At 60.4% G+C, this 17,412-nt stretch carries 13 protein-coding genes; 8 read left to right on the plus strand and 5 right to left on the minus strand.

Features of this window, described 5'->3' with window-relative positions; all coding sequences use genetic code 11:
* The first annotated feature begins 24 nt into the window (after nt 1-24).
* The 5 genes from RGR602_RS21075 to RGR602_RS21095 all read left to right on the plus strand — a co-directional run bounded on the left by RGR602_RS21075 (nt 25) and on the right by RGR602_RS21095 (nt 7,057).
* Nucleotides 25-1,950, plus strand: a complete 1,926-nt coding sequence (locus tag RGR602_RS21075) for a gluzincin family metallopeptidase (RefSeq protein WP_040114097.1) — start codon at nt 25-27, stop codon at nt 1,948-1,950.
* Nucleotide 1,951: 1 nt separating this feature from the next.
* Nucleotides 1,952-3,544: an MBL fold metallo-hydrolase gene (locus tag RGR602_RS21080; RefSeq protein ID WP_040114098.1), complete on the plus strand. Its 1,593-nt coding sequence runs from the start codon at nt 1,952-1,954 to the stop codon at nt 3,542-3,544.
* A gap of 64 nt (nt 3,545-3,608) precedes the next feature.
* Nucleotides 3,609-4,820, plus strand: coding sequence for a T6SS phospholipase effector Tle1-like catalytic domain-containing protein (locus tag RGR602_RS21085; protein WP_052451678.1), 1,212 nt, complete (start codon nt 3,609-3,611; stop codon nt 4,818-4,820).
* 379 nt (nt 4,821-5,199) lie between these two features.
* Complete coding sequence (locus tag RGR602_RS37400; protein ID WP_133938043.1) at nt 5,200-5,502, plus strand: phospholipase C/P1 nuclease family protein; 303 nt, start codon at nt 5,200-5,202, stop codon at nt 5,500-5,502.
* 427 nt (nt 5,503-5,929) lie between these two features.
* Nucleotides 5,930-7,057, plus strand: a complete 1,128-nt coding sequence (locus tag RGR602_RS21095; protein ID WP_040114100.1) for a hypothetical protein — start codon at nt 5,930-5,932, stop codon at nt 7,055-7,057.
* 670 nt (nt 7,058-7,727) lie between these two features.
* On the opposite strand, the gene RGR602_RS21100 is transcribed toward RGR602_RS21095, so the two are convergent.
* From RGR602_RS21100 to RGR602_RS34965, 3 genes are read right to left on the minus strand one after another with little or no spacing between them, the layout of a single operon-like run.
* Nucleotides 7,728-8,924 (minus strand): SCO family protein, encoded by a 1,197-nt coding sequence (locus tag RGR602_RS21100; RefSeq protein ID WP_040114101.1) that lies wholly within the window; start codon nt 8,922-8,924, stop codon nt 7,728-7,730.
* Between the two features lie 5 nt (nt 8,925-8,929).
* Nucleotides 8,930-9,805 (minus strand): HEAT repeat domain-containing protein, encoded by an 876-nt coding sequence (locus tag RGR602_RS21105; protein ID WP_166677336.1) that lies wholly within the window; start codon nt 9,803-9,805, stop codon nt 8,930-8,932.
* Nucleotides 9,806-9,812: 7 nt separating this feature from the next.
* Nucleotides 9,813-11,066, minus strand: coding sequence for a tyrosinase family protein (locus RGR602_RS34965; RefSeq protein ID WP_052451679.1), 1,254 nt, complete (start codon nt 11,064-11,066; stop codon nt 9,813-9,815).
* On the opposite strand from RGR602_RS34965, the gene RGR602_RS21115 reads away from it, so the two are divergent.
* The 3 genes from RGR602_RS21115 (at nt 11,065) to RGR602_RS38555 (ending at nt 15,674) form a co-directional block, all read left to right on the plus strand.
* Nucleotides 11,065-11,361: a hypothetical protein gene (locus RGR602_RS21115; RefSeq protein ID WP_040114103.1), complete on the plus strand. Its 297-nt coding sequence runs from the start codon at nt 11,065-11,067 to the stop codon at nt 11,359-11,361. The genes RGR602_RS34965 and RGR602_RS21115 overlap by 2 nt on opposite strands.
* A gap of 609 nt (nt 11,362-11,970) precedes the next feature.
* Nucleotides 11,971-14,997: a DEAD/DEAH box helicase gene (locus RGR602_RS21120; RefSeq protein ID WP_082046624.1), complete on the plus strand. Its 3,027-nt coding sequence runs from the start codon at nt 11,971-11,973 to the stop codon at nt 14,995-14,997.
* A gap of 509 nt (nt 14,998-15,506) precedes the next feature.
* Nucleotides 15,507-15,674: a hypothetical protein gene (locus RGR602_RS38555; RefSeq protein WP_223844055.1), complete on the plus strand. Its 168-nt coding sequence runs from the start codon at nt 15,507-15,509 to the stop codon at nt 15,672-15,674.
* Between the two features lie 286 nt (nt 15,675-15,960).
* On the opposite strand, the gene RGR602_RS21130 is transcribed toward RGR602_RS38555, so the two are convergent.
* On the minus strand, nt 15,961-16,569 hold the full coding sequence (locus RGR602_RS21130) for a hypothetical protein (protein WP_040114105.1): 609 nt from the start codon (nt 16,567-16,569) through the stop codon (nt 15,961-15,963).
* A 9-nt stretch (nt 16,570-16,578) separates the two neighbouring features.
* Nucleotides 16,579-17,340 carry a hypothetical protein gene (locus RGR602_RS21135; protein WP_207647049.1) on the minus strand — a complete coding sequence of 254 codons (762 nt, stop codon included), beginning with the start codon at nt 17,338-17,340 and terminating at the stop codon, nt 16,579-16,581.
* Nucleotides 17,341-17,412 lie beyond the last annotated feature (72 nt).

Consider the following 17,412-nt stretch of genomic DNA (forward strand, 5'->3'; position numbering starts at 1 on the left):
TTCTTTATCGTAAGGGAGGCAGGTATGAGGGACGGTCAGTATCCGGCACCGCCGATGCGGCGGCTGCGCGTCTACGCATTCGATCCGCAAGCATCAACACGGTTGGATACGGCCGGCGTCAATGTGGCGACGATCAAGCTCCCGTGGGAGCAAAGTTGGGAAGATCAGCTCCAGCCGGGCCCAGTCAACGACTATCTGGAGGTGATCGACATCGATCCGGTCAGCGGCCAGTTCTATGAACCTGTTGATCTAAACCATCCCCATCTTCTGGCACAGGACGGTCTAGCGCCATCCGAAGGCGACCCCCGCTTTCATCAGCAGATGGTATTCGCCGTCGCGATGAAGACCATCCGTACGTTCGAACGTGCGCTTGGCAGGCGGGTGTTCTGGGCACCGCGCCGCATCCCTCCGGCCGAACGTGCCAAAGGTTCCGGACCTTATGAGACGGTGCAGAAGCTGAGAATATATCCGCACGCGCTGCGGGAGCCCAATGCCTATTATAGCCGCGAGAAGAAGGCTCTCCTTTTTGGATACTTCCAGACGACGGCACAGAGTGCTGGCGCCAGCTGGGTCTTTACCGCTTTGTCGCACGACATCATCGTCCATGAAGTGACCCATGCGATCCTCGACGGCCTCCACAGGCGGTTCGCTGAGCCGACAAGCGTCGACAGCCTCGCTTTCCATGAGGCATTCGCCGACATCATTGCCTTGTTTTCGCATTTCACGCTGGAGGAAGCGGTTCGAGCACAGATCGCCAGAGAGGGTGGCAAGCTCGACAGCCGCTCACTTCTCAGCGGTCTCGCTCACCAATTTGGAACCGCAACCGGCCGCGACGGTGCGCTGAGAGAGGCTATCGATGCCCCCGAAAGTCGGCAGCCGGAAATGCTCAGCAACGAGATGGCGGAACCACATGAGCGCGGTGCGATTCTCGTTGCCGCCGTATTCGACGCCTTTCTTTCCATCTACGAGAAGCGGACGGCGGATCTCTTCCGGATCGCAGGTATCCGCCCGGGAATCCAGCCGGCGCACGACCTTCATCCGGACCTCATCGCTCGGGTTTCGCGCGAAGCAAGCAAAGCTGCCGAGCATGTGATGCGCATGTGTATCCGGGCGCTCGACTACCTTCCTCCTGTAGACGTTCGTTTTGGTGATTTTCTCCGGGCGATCATCACTGCTGACCACGACCTAGTGCCTGATGACGTCCTCGGCTACCGGCTGGCTGTTATCGAGGGGTTCAGGCGTCGCGGCATCGTCCCGGATGGCTGCCTGTCGCTGGCCCCTGACAGCCTGCTCTGGGAGGCGCCGGACCATCGCCTAACCGCCGATTACGACGATCTCGATCTTGATTTGGAACCGAAGTTCAACCGGGCCGACGCAATCGAAACGGCAAATGAAAATGCCGAACGGGTCCACATCTGGATCATTGGTTCGGACAGCTTCCGTGACAGCGAGGACGGGCCATGGCAGGACGTGTGCGGCGTCGTGTTCCGGAGAGGGTTGCGGCCGGCGGAGGACCTGGAAACGATTTTGCGGCGCCCGCGCAACGAGAACACTGACTATCCGCCAGTCGAAATCCATTCCGTAAGAACGACCCGCAGGACAGGTCCGGATGGCCAGGACCTCCGACAGTTGATCATCGAAATTGCGCAGCAGAGACGCGGCTTCTATGACGAGGCGACACAGGATCAACAGGATCGGCAGCAGTCGGGGCGGCCAAAGTCCGGAGAGTTTGCGTTCCGAGGCGGCGCGACCTTGATTTTCGATCTGCGCGAAGGCCATCTGCGTTATGCGATCCGCAAGCGCATCGCCGATGACAATCGCCTAAAGCTGCAGCGCAGCTTCCTCGAAACCCACCGCTTCGGTGGGCTCGCCTTCGCTTACGGCCTTCACGACGCCTCCGATCGCGCCGACAGCGAGGAACCGTTCGCCTTTGTTCACAGGGGGTGCTGACATGGCTCAGCTCAAATCGCTCACGATCAGGATGTACCGCGGCATCCTCGGCGACTGCTTCCTCGTCCGTCCGACGGTCGTCGCCGATGGCCGCGAAACGGTCAAGACGATCCTCATCGATTGCGGCGTTCTCCAAAATGTCGCCGCTGGCGCTGACATGCTTGCCAAACTCAATGCAGCCGTGATCAAAGGCGCAGGCAAGGACAGGCTAGCGGCCGTTGTCGCCGGGCCGAAGCAAATCTCGGCCGTTGCAAAGGATGTGCTGAAAGAGGTCGACGGCCGGATCGATCTTCTTGTCATAACCCACGAGCACTTTGATCACCTCTCTGGCTTTTCGGCCGAAAAGGCCGGCTTTCTGGACAAGGGACTGACGATCGGTCGGCTCTGGTTTGCCTGGACCGAAGACCCGAAGGACCAGCAGGCGATCGATCTGCGAACACGCTTTCGCCAGGCCAAGCAGGCACTGGCGGCAGCGGTATCCCTGACAGTCAGGCTTGGCGCAGATGCGCCAGCGCCGCTGCAGAATGCTGCAGCGCTCGCAGCCTTTTCAGGACCGCTTGAGCTTCCCGGGCTGGCCGCAAACGGCCAGCAATCGACTGCCGACATTGTCGCGATGCTGAAAGGGAAGGCGGGGGCAGCCGCCACGTCCTATCTCGAACCGGGTCAGGTGATTGACCTGACCGAATTCGGCCTCAAGGCCTATGTTCTGGGACCGCCTCGTCTGGAAAAGCTGTTGAAAAAGGACAGTCCTTCGGCGGGCCCGGAAAAGGAGGTCTACGTGACGCAACAGGACATGGCGGCAGCAGCGCAAAGCACGATCATGGCGCAGCTCGCACTGGAGGCAAATGGCGGCGCTGCGCCGATCGCGGACGACGTCACGCCCTTCGCCCGTATCCACCACCGTCCTCTCAAGGTACCGGCGAAGAAGGGCCGGACCAAGCGCAAGGAAGAAATGCCCCGCCACGCAGTTGCCGATCTTTACGACGAACCCGCATCGACATGGCGCAAGATCGACACCGATTGGACTGGATCGATCGAGGCACTCGCCCTCAAAATGGATTCGGACACTAACAATACCAGTCTCGCCCTGGCCTTCGAAACGGCCGACGGGCAAGTCCTGCTTTTCCCGGGCGACGCGCAGGTCGGCAACTGGCTATCCTGGAACAACCAGACGTATCCGCGCGAAAGGAAAAGCGACAGCGATCCTGCGCCGATAAGCGCCGAAGATCTGCTACAGAGGGTGACGTTCTACAAAGCAGGTCATCATGGAAGCCACAATGCGACGCTCAAGACGCTCGGCTTGGAACGGATGTCCGATCCGCGATTGACGGCCGCCATTCCGGTCGTCGAGGCGGTCGCCGCAATTCAGGGGAAGGGCAGGACAGAAGCCGGAAAAGGCTGGAAGATGCCCTACGCCAAGATGTACGAAGATCTAAAGGCCCGCACTCGCGGCCGCATCGTCCAAGGCGATGGAGATCCGGCGGCAGAATGCCTCGCCTTCACTACGAACCCAACAGATACTAAGAACCCCGTCAGCGTCACGCATGACGATCTCTGGGTCGAGTTGACCTATCGGTTCGAAATGGACGGATGAGGCAGGAACGGGGGTTGACCTGCATGGGCTCCGCGCTGGAGCAGAATGAACTTGGAGGGAAAACATGAACCAGACCGCGAAAATGGATGCTGCAGGACCGCCCAGCCGCAATCTGGTCGTTTGCTGCGATGGTACGTCCAACCAGTTCACCGCCGACCGCACGAACGTTGTCAAGCTCTGCGAGCTTATCGTCAAGGATCGCGATCGGCAGCTCGTCTATTACCATCCTGGGGTAGGCACCAAAGCGCCCCCGGGCTTCGTCACAGGCATCGGAACGCGCCTCGCCAAGCTCGCGGGCCTTGCGTTCGGTTATGGTCTGAAGCGCGACATTGTCGACGCGTACGTTTTTGTGATGACGCATTTCAGGCCGGGCGATCGCCTGTTCATCTTCGGCTTCAGCCGGGGTGCTTACACGGCGCGCGCCCTGGCGGGACTGATCAAGATGTATGGACTGCTGATGCCCGGAAATGACGCCCTCGTGTCTTACTTAGTCGACATGTTCTGGGCGATCGATCGGGCACGCAACAGCGAGCAGCGAAAGATGGCCTATTTTCGGCTTGCCGCCGAGTTCAAGGCAACGCTTTCGACAGACGAGTGCAAGCCGCACTTCGTCGGCGTCTGGGATACAGTAAGTTCCGTCGGCTGGGTCGGGTCTCCGGCGGCGCTGCCACACACCTACGACAATCCGGACATTGCCGTCTTAAGGCATGCGATCGCGCTTGACGAAAAGCGCGCCTTCTTCCGCACCAACAAGGCGGCAATTGTCGAGGGAAGGGATATCCGGCAAATCTGGTTTGCTGGCGACCACTGCGATGTCGGTGGCGGTTATAGGGAAACGGAAAGCGGCCTGTCGCGTCTCGCGCTCGCCTGGATGCTGGAGGAGGCCGAAGCAAATGGACTCGTGGTCGACGACATCGCCAGAAGCGGGCTCGTGCAGCAGATCGCTCTCGATCCAGAGAACAAAAACCGCAAGATCCACCGCTCACTGACATGGAAATGGTGGGCGGCGGAGTTCGTGCCGAAACGACGGTATGATGCTGCCACCGGAAGGACCAGCCGGCGATGGAATTTCTTTCGGGCTCGTGATCCAGGCGAGGCGCCGATTGTTCACGACAGCGTTTGGACCTTGCCGGGGTATCTGGTGCCTGATGGTGTTCGCCGGGCGTCGGACGTTTGGCCGAAGCAGACGTCACCCACGGCAAGTATAGTCGCCAATAGCCTAAGTGCTCGACAACTGGATCCGCCTGACAGCGAACCGCCCGGGCAGGCTACCTAAACAGGCTAGCGGCGGCCTTGTCATTGTGTGTAAGCTCGGCGCATGCATGATGGGACGAGGGCCATATGCGGGGTCGCGGCCATCGCCTATGAGCTTTTGACGCCGAATGCCAAGGCAGAGGCGAACCGTCTGATCCGCTTGAACCGCATTATGCTGAATGGGCAGCGGCGGTGCCAACCCCGCCAGCCGGGCGAAAGAAGTCGACCGCTACACCTTCATTCGCGCCTCTGTCTGGGCAGATGATATCAAGACCTTCAAAGTCTATCGCGATGCCAGCGGATGTTCTCGAAGCCGCTCAGCCTGAAGCACCAGATGACGAGGCCGATACGGGCGATCGTGGCGGCTACGGAATCATGGTCAGTCCGGCGATGGTCAGGCGATGAATCTTCACGCCTATTGGGACGGGATGTTCGGTGCCTACGCCACCGTCGATGGCACGATCCAGGACATATTTAAAACTCGTCGCGACAAAAGCGGGCGCGCCATCCTCAAGGTCTTCTGGGCGTCCGACACTCTGGCGGCCGTTTCCGACCCAGAGGATTGGGCGCAAGAAAATTTCGATCTTGCCAAGCGCAACGGGACGGCCCTGCAAAACACCCGAAGGACGACACCCGGATCTGGTCATCGACTATGTGAACGACCACCGCCGGCCGGAGACATCGCTGAAGGCGAGGGCACCTGATCACGACCGGCACGCTGTGCGGCGCACCTATTATTGCAGGCTCCGGGCGAGATCGAAGCCGGTTTCACAGCAATGCTGAGCTCCGTTTCGCCGTGACCGGTCGCCCCGCCGTCGGAGTCGAGCAGCAGCTGCCGTGACCAAGTCGCCGATGACAACGTCGGCATCATGTTCTTTTGCGTGCGCCATTCCCGCTCAGATTGCATCATCGCCTCAGCTCGACTAGTCTGCTTGACGCCGCATGGCAGGCAGCAGGGTCGAGGTGCCAGATGAGCATTCCGTGGACAGCCAGCATCAAGCAGCTCGCACCCGTTCGCCAGGCCGAGCCGCCGCCACCGCGGACGCCTTCAGGCAGGCTCACGCCGCCTCCGCTTGGCAGGGTCGATGTAGCCCCCTCGACCTCTTCAAAAGCATTGCGCGGTGCACGGCGATGGCACGCGCCTCACCTGGCGTCGTTGCCGCATTGATCGCAAGCAGCCGGGCACTTTTGGAGATACTGGTGGACGACACGACCACCGTCGTTGCCTTCCTTGAGGATATCACCGACCTCTCCGATTCTGAAAGAACCGCGCTGTCGGGAAGGGTGGGGGCCGGCATCACCGATCAGACGATGGAAATGTTGGGGTTTGTCTGGCGCGACGTCGCAGAGCAGCTGATCGGCAGCTCCGTAGCGCTCGCCGACTATGTCTATGAATCTGCAACCGGTGCGCTCGTGCTTGCGGAAGCCAAGGGCTCGATCACCAGCGCGGCGACACAAGGCGGCGCAGACTCGACGGCGCACAATGCCTATCTCCGGCAGGTTCAGCCCTATGTCTATCTGTCTCCGCCCGGCCCGAAAGGCGGCCCGTCGGTCGGCTTCATCGAACATGGATATGCGTTGGCCTTTGCCGCACGTCCCGGGCACGCCCCCGGACCGACGGCGCCACCCCCGCCGGCAATTGCAGCCGATGCCTTCCTCGCGGTTGCCGAGACGGACCCTACGGCCATCGCTCCGACCGCAGGAGCCGGTCCCGGCACGGGGACCGCGCTGTCGGTACAAATCCCGCCGCCGCCGCCGCCGGCCAGGACGCATGAACCCCAGAGTTTCGATTTGCGGCTCGGCAACTATCGTGCGGTTTTCCTGCTTGCCAACGCACCGTCCGTCGTCGCTAAGATCGACGCCGTCCTGCTCAAGAGTGATATCAGTCCGGGCATCCAGAGTTTCGTTCAGGTCGTCTGCGGTGACCGCAGTTTCCTGATCGGTATCGACCCGACGTTCCCCTCAATCGACGCGCTCCGCCCGCATCTTTCTGGCTGGGTCTTTGCGGTCGCGCTTGGTCCTGCGGAGAAATTTCTCCATCAACTCGCTAACGCCTTCAACCAGGGATTTTCCCGTGCCGTGCCGGTTCAGCAGCTCGTGCGCGGGGGAGGTGAAAAGCCGCCGCCTTTCATCATGTCACCGGACGGATTTGCCATGCTTCGCCGCGATGCGACCTTCGAAACCCACGAGGTGACGTGGAACCCCGGCAACGGCCAGATCACGCGCTTCGATCTTCCGCCGAATACGCCCTTGCGATGACGGGCGGCAAGGAGTGTCAACCGCGGCGACGGTGGGCTTGGTCATGGTGGAGCGGCGCCGAGTGGCGGGGCCGGCGGTGACAAATATCCAGCGAGGTGTTTGCGTCCGACTAATCGCTGGTTCAGTTTTTTCTCACCAGGAGGTGGAAGGAGAAGCGGCTCATGTTTCAAAGTGACGCTTGGGTTCGGCTCCCATTATTTGATCGTCAGCTTTGAAAAATGGCGCGAAGCCCCTGAGATAGTTAATCGTCGACATCCTCGAACGCGAGCTACGCTCAAAGGCGCCGGCTAGCCTTCTCTCTTGCGCGCTCCAGCTGAAGCTGAACGATCGGCGTGCAGGCGAAGACCGTATTGCGCTTCCTAAGATTGCAGGACTACAAGACGGAAGCCAGTTTTAATCGCTGTTCAAATCGAAGTCATCCTGCAATCCGAAGGGCCTCTGCAAGTCTTGCCTCGTCGGCAGCAAGGCTCTCCGGAAAGATATGGTCAATCTCCATCATGGCGATCGCCTCTCCCCCCAGGCAGCAGCTGTCGTCATGAACCGTGTACGGCCCACCGCTCCGCCGCCGAAAACCGCCGCTTTTTGAGTTTCAATGGTCTTCCCCAGTCTTGCACGCGATGCGTACCATCATGATCGGGACCGATGACCGATCCGCATTCCCTCGGCGCGCCTAGCGCGCGGCTGCCTGTTTCAATACCGCAAGGAGCTCGCCGGCTTCCGGCGGGCGGCCATCGCTTTCGAACACGGGACGGCCGTTGGCGTCCAGGACAAGGACTTCGATCCGGTGGCGGTTGACGGTTGACGGACCGTAGCCGACTGCAAGCTCGAGGGTCATGCGTAGCCCGTCCCAATCGCCGGTCGCTCGCAACAGCGCCACATCCGGCGTAAACTGCATTCCCCGGTCGAGACCGTAGCGGCTGAGCCGCGCCGGCGTGTCCCATGCCGGGTCGTAGGACATGCCGAAGACACCCACCGCCAAGCCTTCCGCCGCGGCCCGCTTTGCCGTTTCGGCGAGGATCGTGACCGTGCGAGAGCATTTCAATGGATTCATGCAGCGCGTGTAGAAGAAAGCAAGAATCGCGGGGCGCCCGAGCAAGCGCGCGCCGAGCATTGCCTTTTCGCCGTCATGATCCTCCACCTGCACGTCCCAGATCGAGGCTGGAAGAACTTTGTTCGGCACAGGAAGAGTTTCTTCTGCATGGCAGCAGCATGTACTAAACCCGACTGGGACCGGGTCACGTCCGGCCAAAGCCCTTTCGCCTTTCGGCGTCGCTTCGCTTGTCCCATCGCAACAACAGGAAGGCATCGTCGCCACGGGGCCCTCGGCCGCAGCGATCGTATCGAGCACGCCTTCAACGGCGCGGGCAAATCCCAAAGGAGCATCGGCGAGGAGCTGCGCGAAATCGGCCGCGCCAAGACCGTTTCTCCGCACCACCGCCCGGAAGGCAAGCGCAAGTTCGGTCGTCGCCGTATCGGTGACGCTGGAGGGGATGCGGGCCTCGATCTGGTCGAGCCAGACTTTCTGGTCACGTCCGCGAATACGCGTAGCGGCCGCGGCAAGCGGCCCAAGCCAGTCGCGGCTCGGCCTGTCGAGTGCCGCGACGAGCCGCCCAGCCGCTGCGAGCGGTCCCGCCACAATCCCGGCATCGATCTCTTCGCGCGCCGCAGCGATGCCCGATCTTGGCGCAGTGCGGGCGACCACTGCAAGTGCATAGGCCCTGACCCGATCGACGTCTGCCGACCCCAGTCCGGCATAGACCGGATCGCTGTCGCGAAAAAACCGGCTCAGCTCCGTCTCGGGATCGGCGCTCGCCGCGGCGCGGTCGATCTCGCCGGCTCGCGCCTGCAGGCCCGAAAGCGCCGCCATGAAGGTTACTCCGGCTTGCGCGGCGCTGCGAAATAGCGCCGTGCTGCGTCTTTCAACGTCTTCGATTTCGTATGCCGCTGGGCAGCATCGATGACCGTGTCGAGTGCGTGCACCGGGCTCATCGTCTGCGCCATGCCGACGATGGCGGCCTTGAAGGTCGCGCTGTCGCTGCGATCGGCCAGCACGTCGCGTGCCGTCTGGGCGAACCGTTCGGAGTCAATCGCTTTCAGACCGGCGGCAGTCACCCGCCGCAGTTTCTCGCCGACCGTCTTGTCCTTTACCAGATTGGACAGAAGCGGCACGCTTTTCGGATCGGTTCCGAGCAGATGAACGGCTTCCTCGCGAGCGGCCGGCGACAACTGCTCGAACTGGTTGCGCACCAGATCGGCCGCGTTGGCATGGTCGTCGAGGCCGAGAAGCTGGACCGCCTTTGCCTGGCCGACAGGTGCGTTCTCCGGCGTGTTCAGTGCCTCGGTAAGGATGTCGCGGGCGTAGTCGTCGTTCTCCTGCGCCAGATATTCGAGCGCCTTCTGGCGCAGCACCGGCGATTTGTCCTCCGCCAGCGCGCGCATTGCTTCGATCACCTGAGGCCGAAAATCGAGAAAGGCGCCCCCGACGAATTCCGCGGTTGTCAGCATGTCGAGAGCGGCCCTGCGTACCGCGACAGTCTCGGTCTTGCGGCCGAGCAGATCGAGCAGATAAGGGATGCGTTCACCGAGATTGCGGGAGTTGAGTTCGAGCCGGCAAATGGCCTGGGCGCGCGCATCGGAGTCGGCCGCACCTTTGGCCGGAATGTCTTGCGGGACGGTATGGCTGTAGCCGGCTTCCTTCGCCCTGACGACATGGTCCTGCTGCTCTTGGCGATAGTCCTTGATATCCATGGCAGCCTCACGCGGTTCCGGCGGGCGGATCGAAGGGCACATCGTCATAGTCGAAACCCAACGGTTCTGCCCCCGATATTCCTTGATAGTCTAGCATGTCCCGCACCGTTGGCGAAGGTCCAGGACGAACGATGACCGGCGAGGCTGCCAGCGTCCCGCCCGGCGCGGTGGAAGGTCGCGGCAAGCCGGTGACCTGGTTCCATGGCCACATCGTGTCGCCGAGCTGATGGCCAATCCGTCCGGTGTCGGAGGGGCTGAAAGCTTCGGTTTCGGCCGGATCATAAAGCGCGTTCAACCATTGCCACTTGGCCCAGATCCGGTCGACATTGCAATGCAGCATGAAGAACAACGGATCGCGGGCGGCGAGCGGGATACGCCGGATGAAGCTTGACCCCTGAAAGCTGGTATGGGCCATGCCATGCGGGTTGCCTTCCATATCGGCGAAATTGCGATATTGCGTGGCAGCCGGGAACGGCGCGAGCGCAAGCGTATCCGCCTCGCTCAGCACCGAGGACGGGCGGGCATTGGGCAAAAAACCCATGCTGCGCAGAATGCCGAGCTGGCCGTCGGTGATCCAGCTCTCCAGCGGATGGCCCGCCGTGAAGACGAGGCGGCCGTTGGCGTTTGGAAGGCCCATGAAGGCCCTGGTGAAGACGTTTGGAGCCGGTTCGTCGAAGCGCCAGTACGGCAGCGCCACGGACGGGTCGATGGCCTGCAACTCGCGCTCCAGATCGAGCAGGTAGCAGCGGTGCCAAGGGAGAAAACCGACATCAAAATGCGCCTCATCGGAAGCAGGACGGTCGACATGCATGTCGCGAAAGTCGCGGAATCGTCCGCTGCCGGCGGCATTGAGTGTACCCATCGCCGCCAGAAAACGGTCGCGTTCATCGTCGGTAAGCCCATTGGCGTTCTTGCGAACGCGCACCATGGCCGCCTGGCTGATCAGTTGGATGCCGCCTGGGACATCTGAGATCGTGTAGCCGCTATCTCCGTCCTGGATGCTTGCCGTTCCAAACAGGCCGGCGATCCAGATGCCGATCGGGCTGCCGTCCTGAGGCAGGTCGATCTCCAGCACCTGCTGCATCGGATCGGCTCGCGCCTCTGAGAAGCGAAGCTCGACCGCGGTGCGGCTTGCAAAACGCACACGCGCCGGATTTGCTCCCTCGGCATCGGCCAGCCGGATGGAAAGCTTGCGCGGGGTCCAGTCAAGATAGGCTATGCCATTCGGATGTACGGATGAAAACTCGACGTCTACAATCATGGCGCGCCGCCCTGATCACGGTAAAGTTGAAAGCGCCACCATCGCACAGCTTTCCCTAGCTGCCAACGGCCGATCGCGTAAAATCGGAAAAATGTCGGGCGAGCGTCGCGGCGAACGGCAAGCGATATGCAGGACGGATACGTCCACCAAGCTCGGCAAGCACGGGAGCGTCGCGAAGGAAACGGAGGTGCCGCGACGCACGCTTGTCCAGGAGCTCGAAAAGAACTCGAACTTTTTCACGACCGAGGCCCTGCCGTCGGACAAGCTGTACCACGAGGTCGACATCGCGCTCTGATCCGCGTGCCTGAAGTAATGATGGCAGTCAAACGCGGCCGGTTTGGCTGTCGCAGACGGACGACCGCTTGGACGCTGCCCGGCCTGGGCAGCCTGAAAAGGTAGCGCAACGACCGCAACCGACCAAGCCAGCGCATTTCGAGGCGTCGTTGGCTCGAATCGGTTCAAGAGCAAAAACATATATTTGCGCATCAAAAATCGAATTGCGCGCCGCAGCTTCATCGGGGGGGTGTCCAGTTTCAGCAAGGGACCCATGTCGTTGAAGAGACTGAGGGCGAAAGGGCGGATCTGGTCGCCCGCTTTTCCGGCAGCACACCGATCGGCCGGACGAGCAGCGCATTGATCGCGCCCGCCTTTCGTTCTAGCTCAGAGTTTGATCGCGCGTTCCCCTTCCATTCGCTGACGTGTGCAGTCATCATGCGCAAGCACTTATTTTCAAGAAGAATGCATAAGAATGCAGGTTGTTGATCATATCGTTAAGCATCCTGAGGTTTTAGTATTGTAGTTCCTAATCGGTCGGGAAAACCGTCGCATATAGGGGTTCGAAAAGGCTCTCGTCTTTCTGAACCCTTTTGGCATCACGGGTTCCCAACCCTTCTGAGGCTCCTGGATGACGCAATCATGTTTTGAAGCGATGTCGGAGGCGATGTCGATCCGTCTTGAGCACCGCGACGAGACGGGAAAGGTCAGCCACGCCGGTCTGAGGAAGACGCAGTTGGCGGCGGCATATGCGGGGGCCGCGCACGCCCTTCATTCTCAAGAGGCTGCGACGATCGCCATGCCGACCGGCACGGGCAAGTCAGCGGTTATGATTCTGGTTTCGGCGCTCGTCAAGGCGCGACGTGTCCTCGTTATCGTTGCGTCCGCACGCCTTCGCGAAGAGCTCGCGGAAAAATTCAGCGAAGTCGATCCGTTTCGCAGGCTGGAGATGCTGAAGAGCAAGATCGCGCCCAGGGTGAGACGGGTCTATAATCGCATCACAGACGAGGCCGGCTGGCGGGCGCTTGATGAGGCCGATGTCGTTGTCGGGCTGCCACAAACCTTGAGCCCCGCCTACAAGGGCGTTTGCCCGCCACCGAGCGGCTTCTTCGACCTGGCTTTGATCGACGAGGGACACCATGCGCCGGCGGAAACCTGGCGCAAATTGATCGAGGATCTCGGGCCGATACCGAAGATCCTGTTTTCCGCAACACCCTACCGGCTTGATCGGCGCAGGATGCCAGGCCCGATCATTCATACCTATTCGGCGCGGGCGGCCTACAAGGACGGTGTCTTTGGAAAAATCGTCTATCACGCCGTCGCTCCAGGAGAGGGCGAGACGCCGGACCAAGCCATCTGTCGCGCCACCTTGGCCCGATTCAAGGACGACAGGAAGAAAGGTCTCGATCACCGATACATGGTGAAGGCGTCGACCAGGCGGCGCGCGCAACAATTGAAGGAACTTTACGAAGCAGAAGGCGCGCGCATTGCGGTGGTCACGAGTTCCTACGCCAAGAAGACGAATGACCGGGCAGTCGAAAGGCTAAGAGCGGGGGAGCTTGATGGTCTGATCTGCGTGCGAATGCTGGGTGAAGGTTTTGACGAGCCGAGACTCAAGATTGCCGCCCTGCACGATCCTGACAAATCCCTGCCGATCACCTTGCAGTTCATCGGTCGGTTCGCCCGAACCACTGAGAAGAACATAGGTCAGGCGAGCTTTCTTTCGGTCCCGGAAGTCACCCATGTGGTTGATGACCTAAGAGCGCTCTATCGGCGCGATTCGATCTGGAATGAGATTGTCGCCTCCCAGGCAGATGGCGCAATCATCGGTGAACAGGCGCATGAAGACTATGCGGACCGGATCCGATCGACCGGAAGGGTTGCAGCCAGAGAACCGCTGAGCGAGGCCTTTTGGGAGCAGCTTCGACCGCGGCAGAAAGCCGACGTGTTCGATTGCAGGGGTGTGCAGATCGACATGTCGAAGATGAAAACCGCATTCGACCGTCTCTACTTGCATTATGCACTCGAAAACGAAGACACGGCAATCCTGGTGACCGAGAAGCCCGGCACACCCAGCTGGCTGGTCGGCGATGCCATTGCGACAGAAAGCGTCCATCTTCACATGGCGTATTACAGCAAGAACTGTGATCTGCTTTTTTTCCATGCATCCGCCGACGATGTTACCTTGCGCGATAACTGCATCCGCGCGGTGGCAGGTAAATCATTGCCAGGCGTTCTGTTTCGCGATCTTGCCCGTGTGTTTTCGGGCACAAAGCTCCTTGCCCCCTTCAATGTCGGCTTGCGCACAAGGCAATATGGCGACGGCGCCGAGAGTTATCGCTCCTCCGCAGGCCGAGCTGCGGGAGATGCATTTGGCGCAATGGAAGCGGTTCGCTATGTGCGCGGCCATCTCGCAGCGAAAATCGACGATGATGAAATATTGGGGATGAGCGAATCGTCAAAGCTGTGGGGCGGGCAAAATGTCTCCGTGCAAGAATTCGCTAAATGGTGCGAACGGCTCGGAGCCGCCATCCGCTCCGATAGCGATCCGAGGGGCAGGCGAGGCTATTTCGGCGTGCCCTTTGTCGTTCCGCTGCGCGAAATTCCCGCGAGGGTCGTGGCCGCCGATTGGCCTCTCGATGTATATTCGAAACCGCTCACGCTCGTTCGTGTTTCCGAGGTTTCAGTTGCGTCGACTAGGTTTCAGGATTCGCCAGATGAGGTTTCGTCGGTCCCTTCTCCGCTGTCGCTCCTGCTTGATTGCGCAATCGAAATTGCGTCACGCCCGCAGCCGAGCGATCAGATGAGCCTGCGGATCCGGTGGGCAAGCGGCTATACCACGGTTAGCTATCAGCCGGGTGCGCGCCCGGTTTTTCGCCCCACAGAGCGAAAGAGCGGAACAGGGTTTGTCCCAACGGATCAGCTGCTGGTGAGGCGTGGTGGCAATTACGAAAAATTCCTGGACTTCATCAACGCGCAACCGCCAACCCTCTATTCCATTGATGGGGCAATCATTGTGGGGGCGGAAGGGACCGAGCCGCTGGCGGAATTGCCACTCGTTCCCTCTGAAGAAACCTTCGTCGAGAAAATCTGGCCCGCAACGGTCGATATCAGGAAGGAACGTTTGTCCGACGAGTTCCCGCACAGAATCGAGAGCATACAGGACGAAATCGCGCGCGAGCTCATCGTTGATGGGTTCGATGTCGTCTTTCATGACGATGGAAGCGGTGAATTGGCCGACCTGATAACAGTCCGCCAGATCGCATCGGAGGGTTTGCTACAGGATACCGAGATCACCCTTTGGCACGCCAAATACTCCGGTTCTGACGATCCCGGGCGGCGACTGCAGGATCAGTACGAGGTGCTCGGTCAAGCCATCAAGAGTGGACGTCGCCTGACCTATTCCGCGGTACGGGCGCACATCGATCGCCGCCATCAGAAGGGCGGCGACCATAAGTTTCTGGCGGGCGACATCGACATGATGCGTCTGCTTCTCTCCGGCGATGCGATGCAGAAGTATCTCTATCGCATCAAGGTCGTCCAGCCGGGAACGTCGATTTCAAAAGTGTCGGCCGACATCAAACAGATCGTTGCAGCGGCCGCACATCTGATCGAATACGGTGGATTGAACAGATTCGAGTATATAGCCAGTCCTTGACGCGATCTTAGGGAGCGAGCCGGGCGCTCATCGTGTTCCAAGCTGTCTGCACCAGTCGTGGACGGTGACGAATCGATGCTCGCTGCGGTCCAGACGGGTGCGGCGACCAGGAACAGGTAATAAATCGCGAAAGGATACATGACGTTCAGGATCGGCAAGGCGAGCCGATAAGCCCATCGCAGGCGGCACGCGGCCGATCCGCCGCAGCGTCTCGGCCGCTGCGATGGCGATTATTGACGCGTGGGCCGAGCCTTGAGCCGCAGGCGCTGCCATTCGTCACCGGCCGCAGCGGCCGACCCGGTAATGCTCTTCACTGGCATCCGTGCGGCGCAGGAGGATTTGGGAAGACGCGTCGATCGGCGTGGAGAGCAAGTAACGCCTGAGGAACCTGTCGTCATCGACCTGCAGCGCTTCACCGCTAATCTGAAGACGGCTTGGCAGAATGGCGAGGTGCGACCTACCATAAAAGGTCATATCGGCGGACCAAACTCTATCCGAAGAGGCCGACCATGCTTGAGCCGTATGAAGCTCAGATTCGGGCATGGCTGGAGGCTGAGCCGACCCTCTCGGCAGCCGTCGTGCTGCAGCGGCTGATGAACGTCGATCCGGTTCACGAACAAAAGCCTGCGGACGGTGCAGATGGCGGTGAAAGCCTGGCGTCAGGAGTCGGCCCTTGAGATCCTCAATGGTGACTGGATGACGATCACGCCGGCTCTTCCACTCGCCAAATCGTTCGGTAGCATTCTTCCATGAGGCAATAGGAGGGGTCAATTCTTCGCTTCGCTTGACAGCTGCCACTGAGATCATTGGCATCAGCTACTTGCGCGATGGCCAGAACTCCTGTGCCGTTGACATATTTCGCCCTGAGCTGGGTTCAACATCATGCCCTATGGGCGTGGGCCGATACTCGCCATTTGGCATACACCTTCGAACCGCTGAGTGCACGCGTTGAAAAATCCGCACTCAGATTGGGATATGGTCTGCCGCTGTCGAGATATCGCGATCCCCCGATCGCTTATAGCCGGTCATCCTTGCAGCACGTCGATGGCGTACAGAATCCGTGATCACTTGCCGCATGGCCTCCCACCCGGCAGGAGTTGCCAGCACAAGCCAGCCCTCCGCCGCCCGGTTTTGATATCCGGTGTCATAGGCCTCGATATTGCCCTGCGCCCACCTCATGGATTCCGCCATCATCTCTCCGTCTGCATTCTCCCATCGGAACAATCCCGTCGCAGACAGTCGCCATCCAAGGAGGAAGGCGACCGAGGGGTTCAGGGCCAGGAAACGGGCGTCGGACATGATGGAGCCCCCTGCGATAGCGGTGACTGGAACCGGCTGTAGGCGCCAAAGCATGGGATAGTCGCGGGCGAAATATCGTTCCTTATGCCAAAAATCGTGAACTGAGGGTTCGCTATCGTCGTCGAACTTCAGCGCGCGGTGACCGATGACACTGAGCCGACTTTCTTCAGAGCGGTCATTATCCTGTCGCGCAATCCTGGTTAACTCGGCCAAAACAACGTCGCCGGCGGGAGTATGGTAGGCCGTCGGCAGCGCCTCGGCAACGGCTGCCATCCATTCGTCCTAAGGATATTTGCCGAGTTCCTCTGCCGCGGGGATATAGAGCCAGTCGGGCCGGGGTAGAATGTTGACCAGATTTCCGGGAGGATCGGCTACTACCAAGATTTCCCTGACGTACGTCGGAATCCATTCCACCACCTCTGCATCGCAAAGCTCAGAGACCAGGAGCCCGAAAGCATGTTGAGCAACAAGACTGCGGGGTCGCCGGTATGTCAGCTTGAGCCCGATACGCTCATTGTGCCGATAAATTTCCCGCTCGATTTTAGCGGACCAGGTTTCTGGTGGTGCGACGATGCGCATGAGCTGCGCCATCCGGCGTACCAGATTGTCGAAGGATAGTTCCACATCGGAAGCCAGCCTTTTCAGGACGTGGTGGTACATCCGCGTAAGGTCGAAGGGATCTTCCGTATCCGGCAGTGGTTCCCCGGGCGGGGTAACGTCACCGGAAAGACTGATTTCCGGTTTTGGAGTTTCTGGAAAGTGAAGGCGGTAAAATGCGGGCAAGGGGACTTTTGCCGGCGCCGACGGGATCTCAAGTTCGAGTTGCTGGAGAACGTTTTGTGCGGCGTACCGGATGACGGAGGAACCCTGCCAGGCCAGATCGTTGAGATCCTCCACATAGCGTATGGCGATGGCTGGGTTGCTGACAGCAAGACACTCAAGGATCGAAAGCCCGGCAGTCTGTGCCTGATAGTCGTCTGCGATAGCCTTGCTCAACGCCGCGCGAGCGGCGCCAGACCTGTCGCCGAGCTCGAAGACGTCCAACAGGCCGTGCCGGGCCTGCCATGCCAAAGAGAGAGCCGGCTGGTCGATGTCGCGGGTCAGCAGACGAACGCT

Source organism: Rhizobium gallicum bv. gallicum R602sp (assembly GCF_000816845.1).
GTDB lineage: Bacteria > Pseudomonadota > Alphaproteobacteria > Rhizobiales > Rhizobiaceae > Rhizobium > Rhizobium gallicum.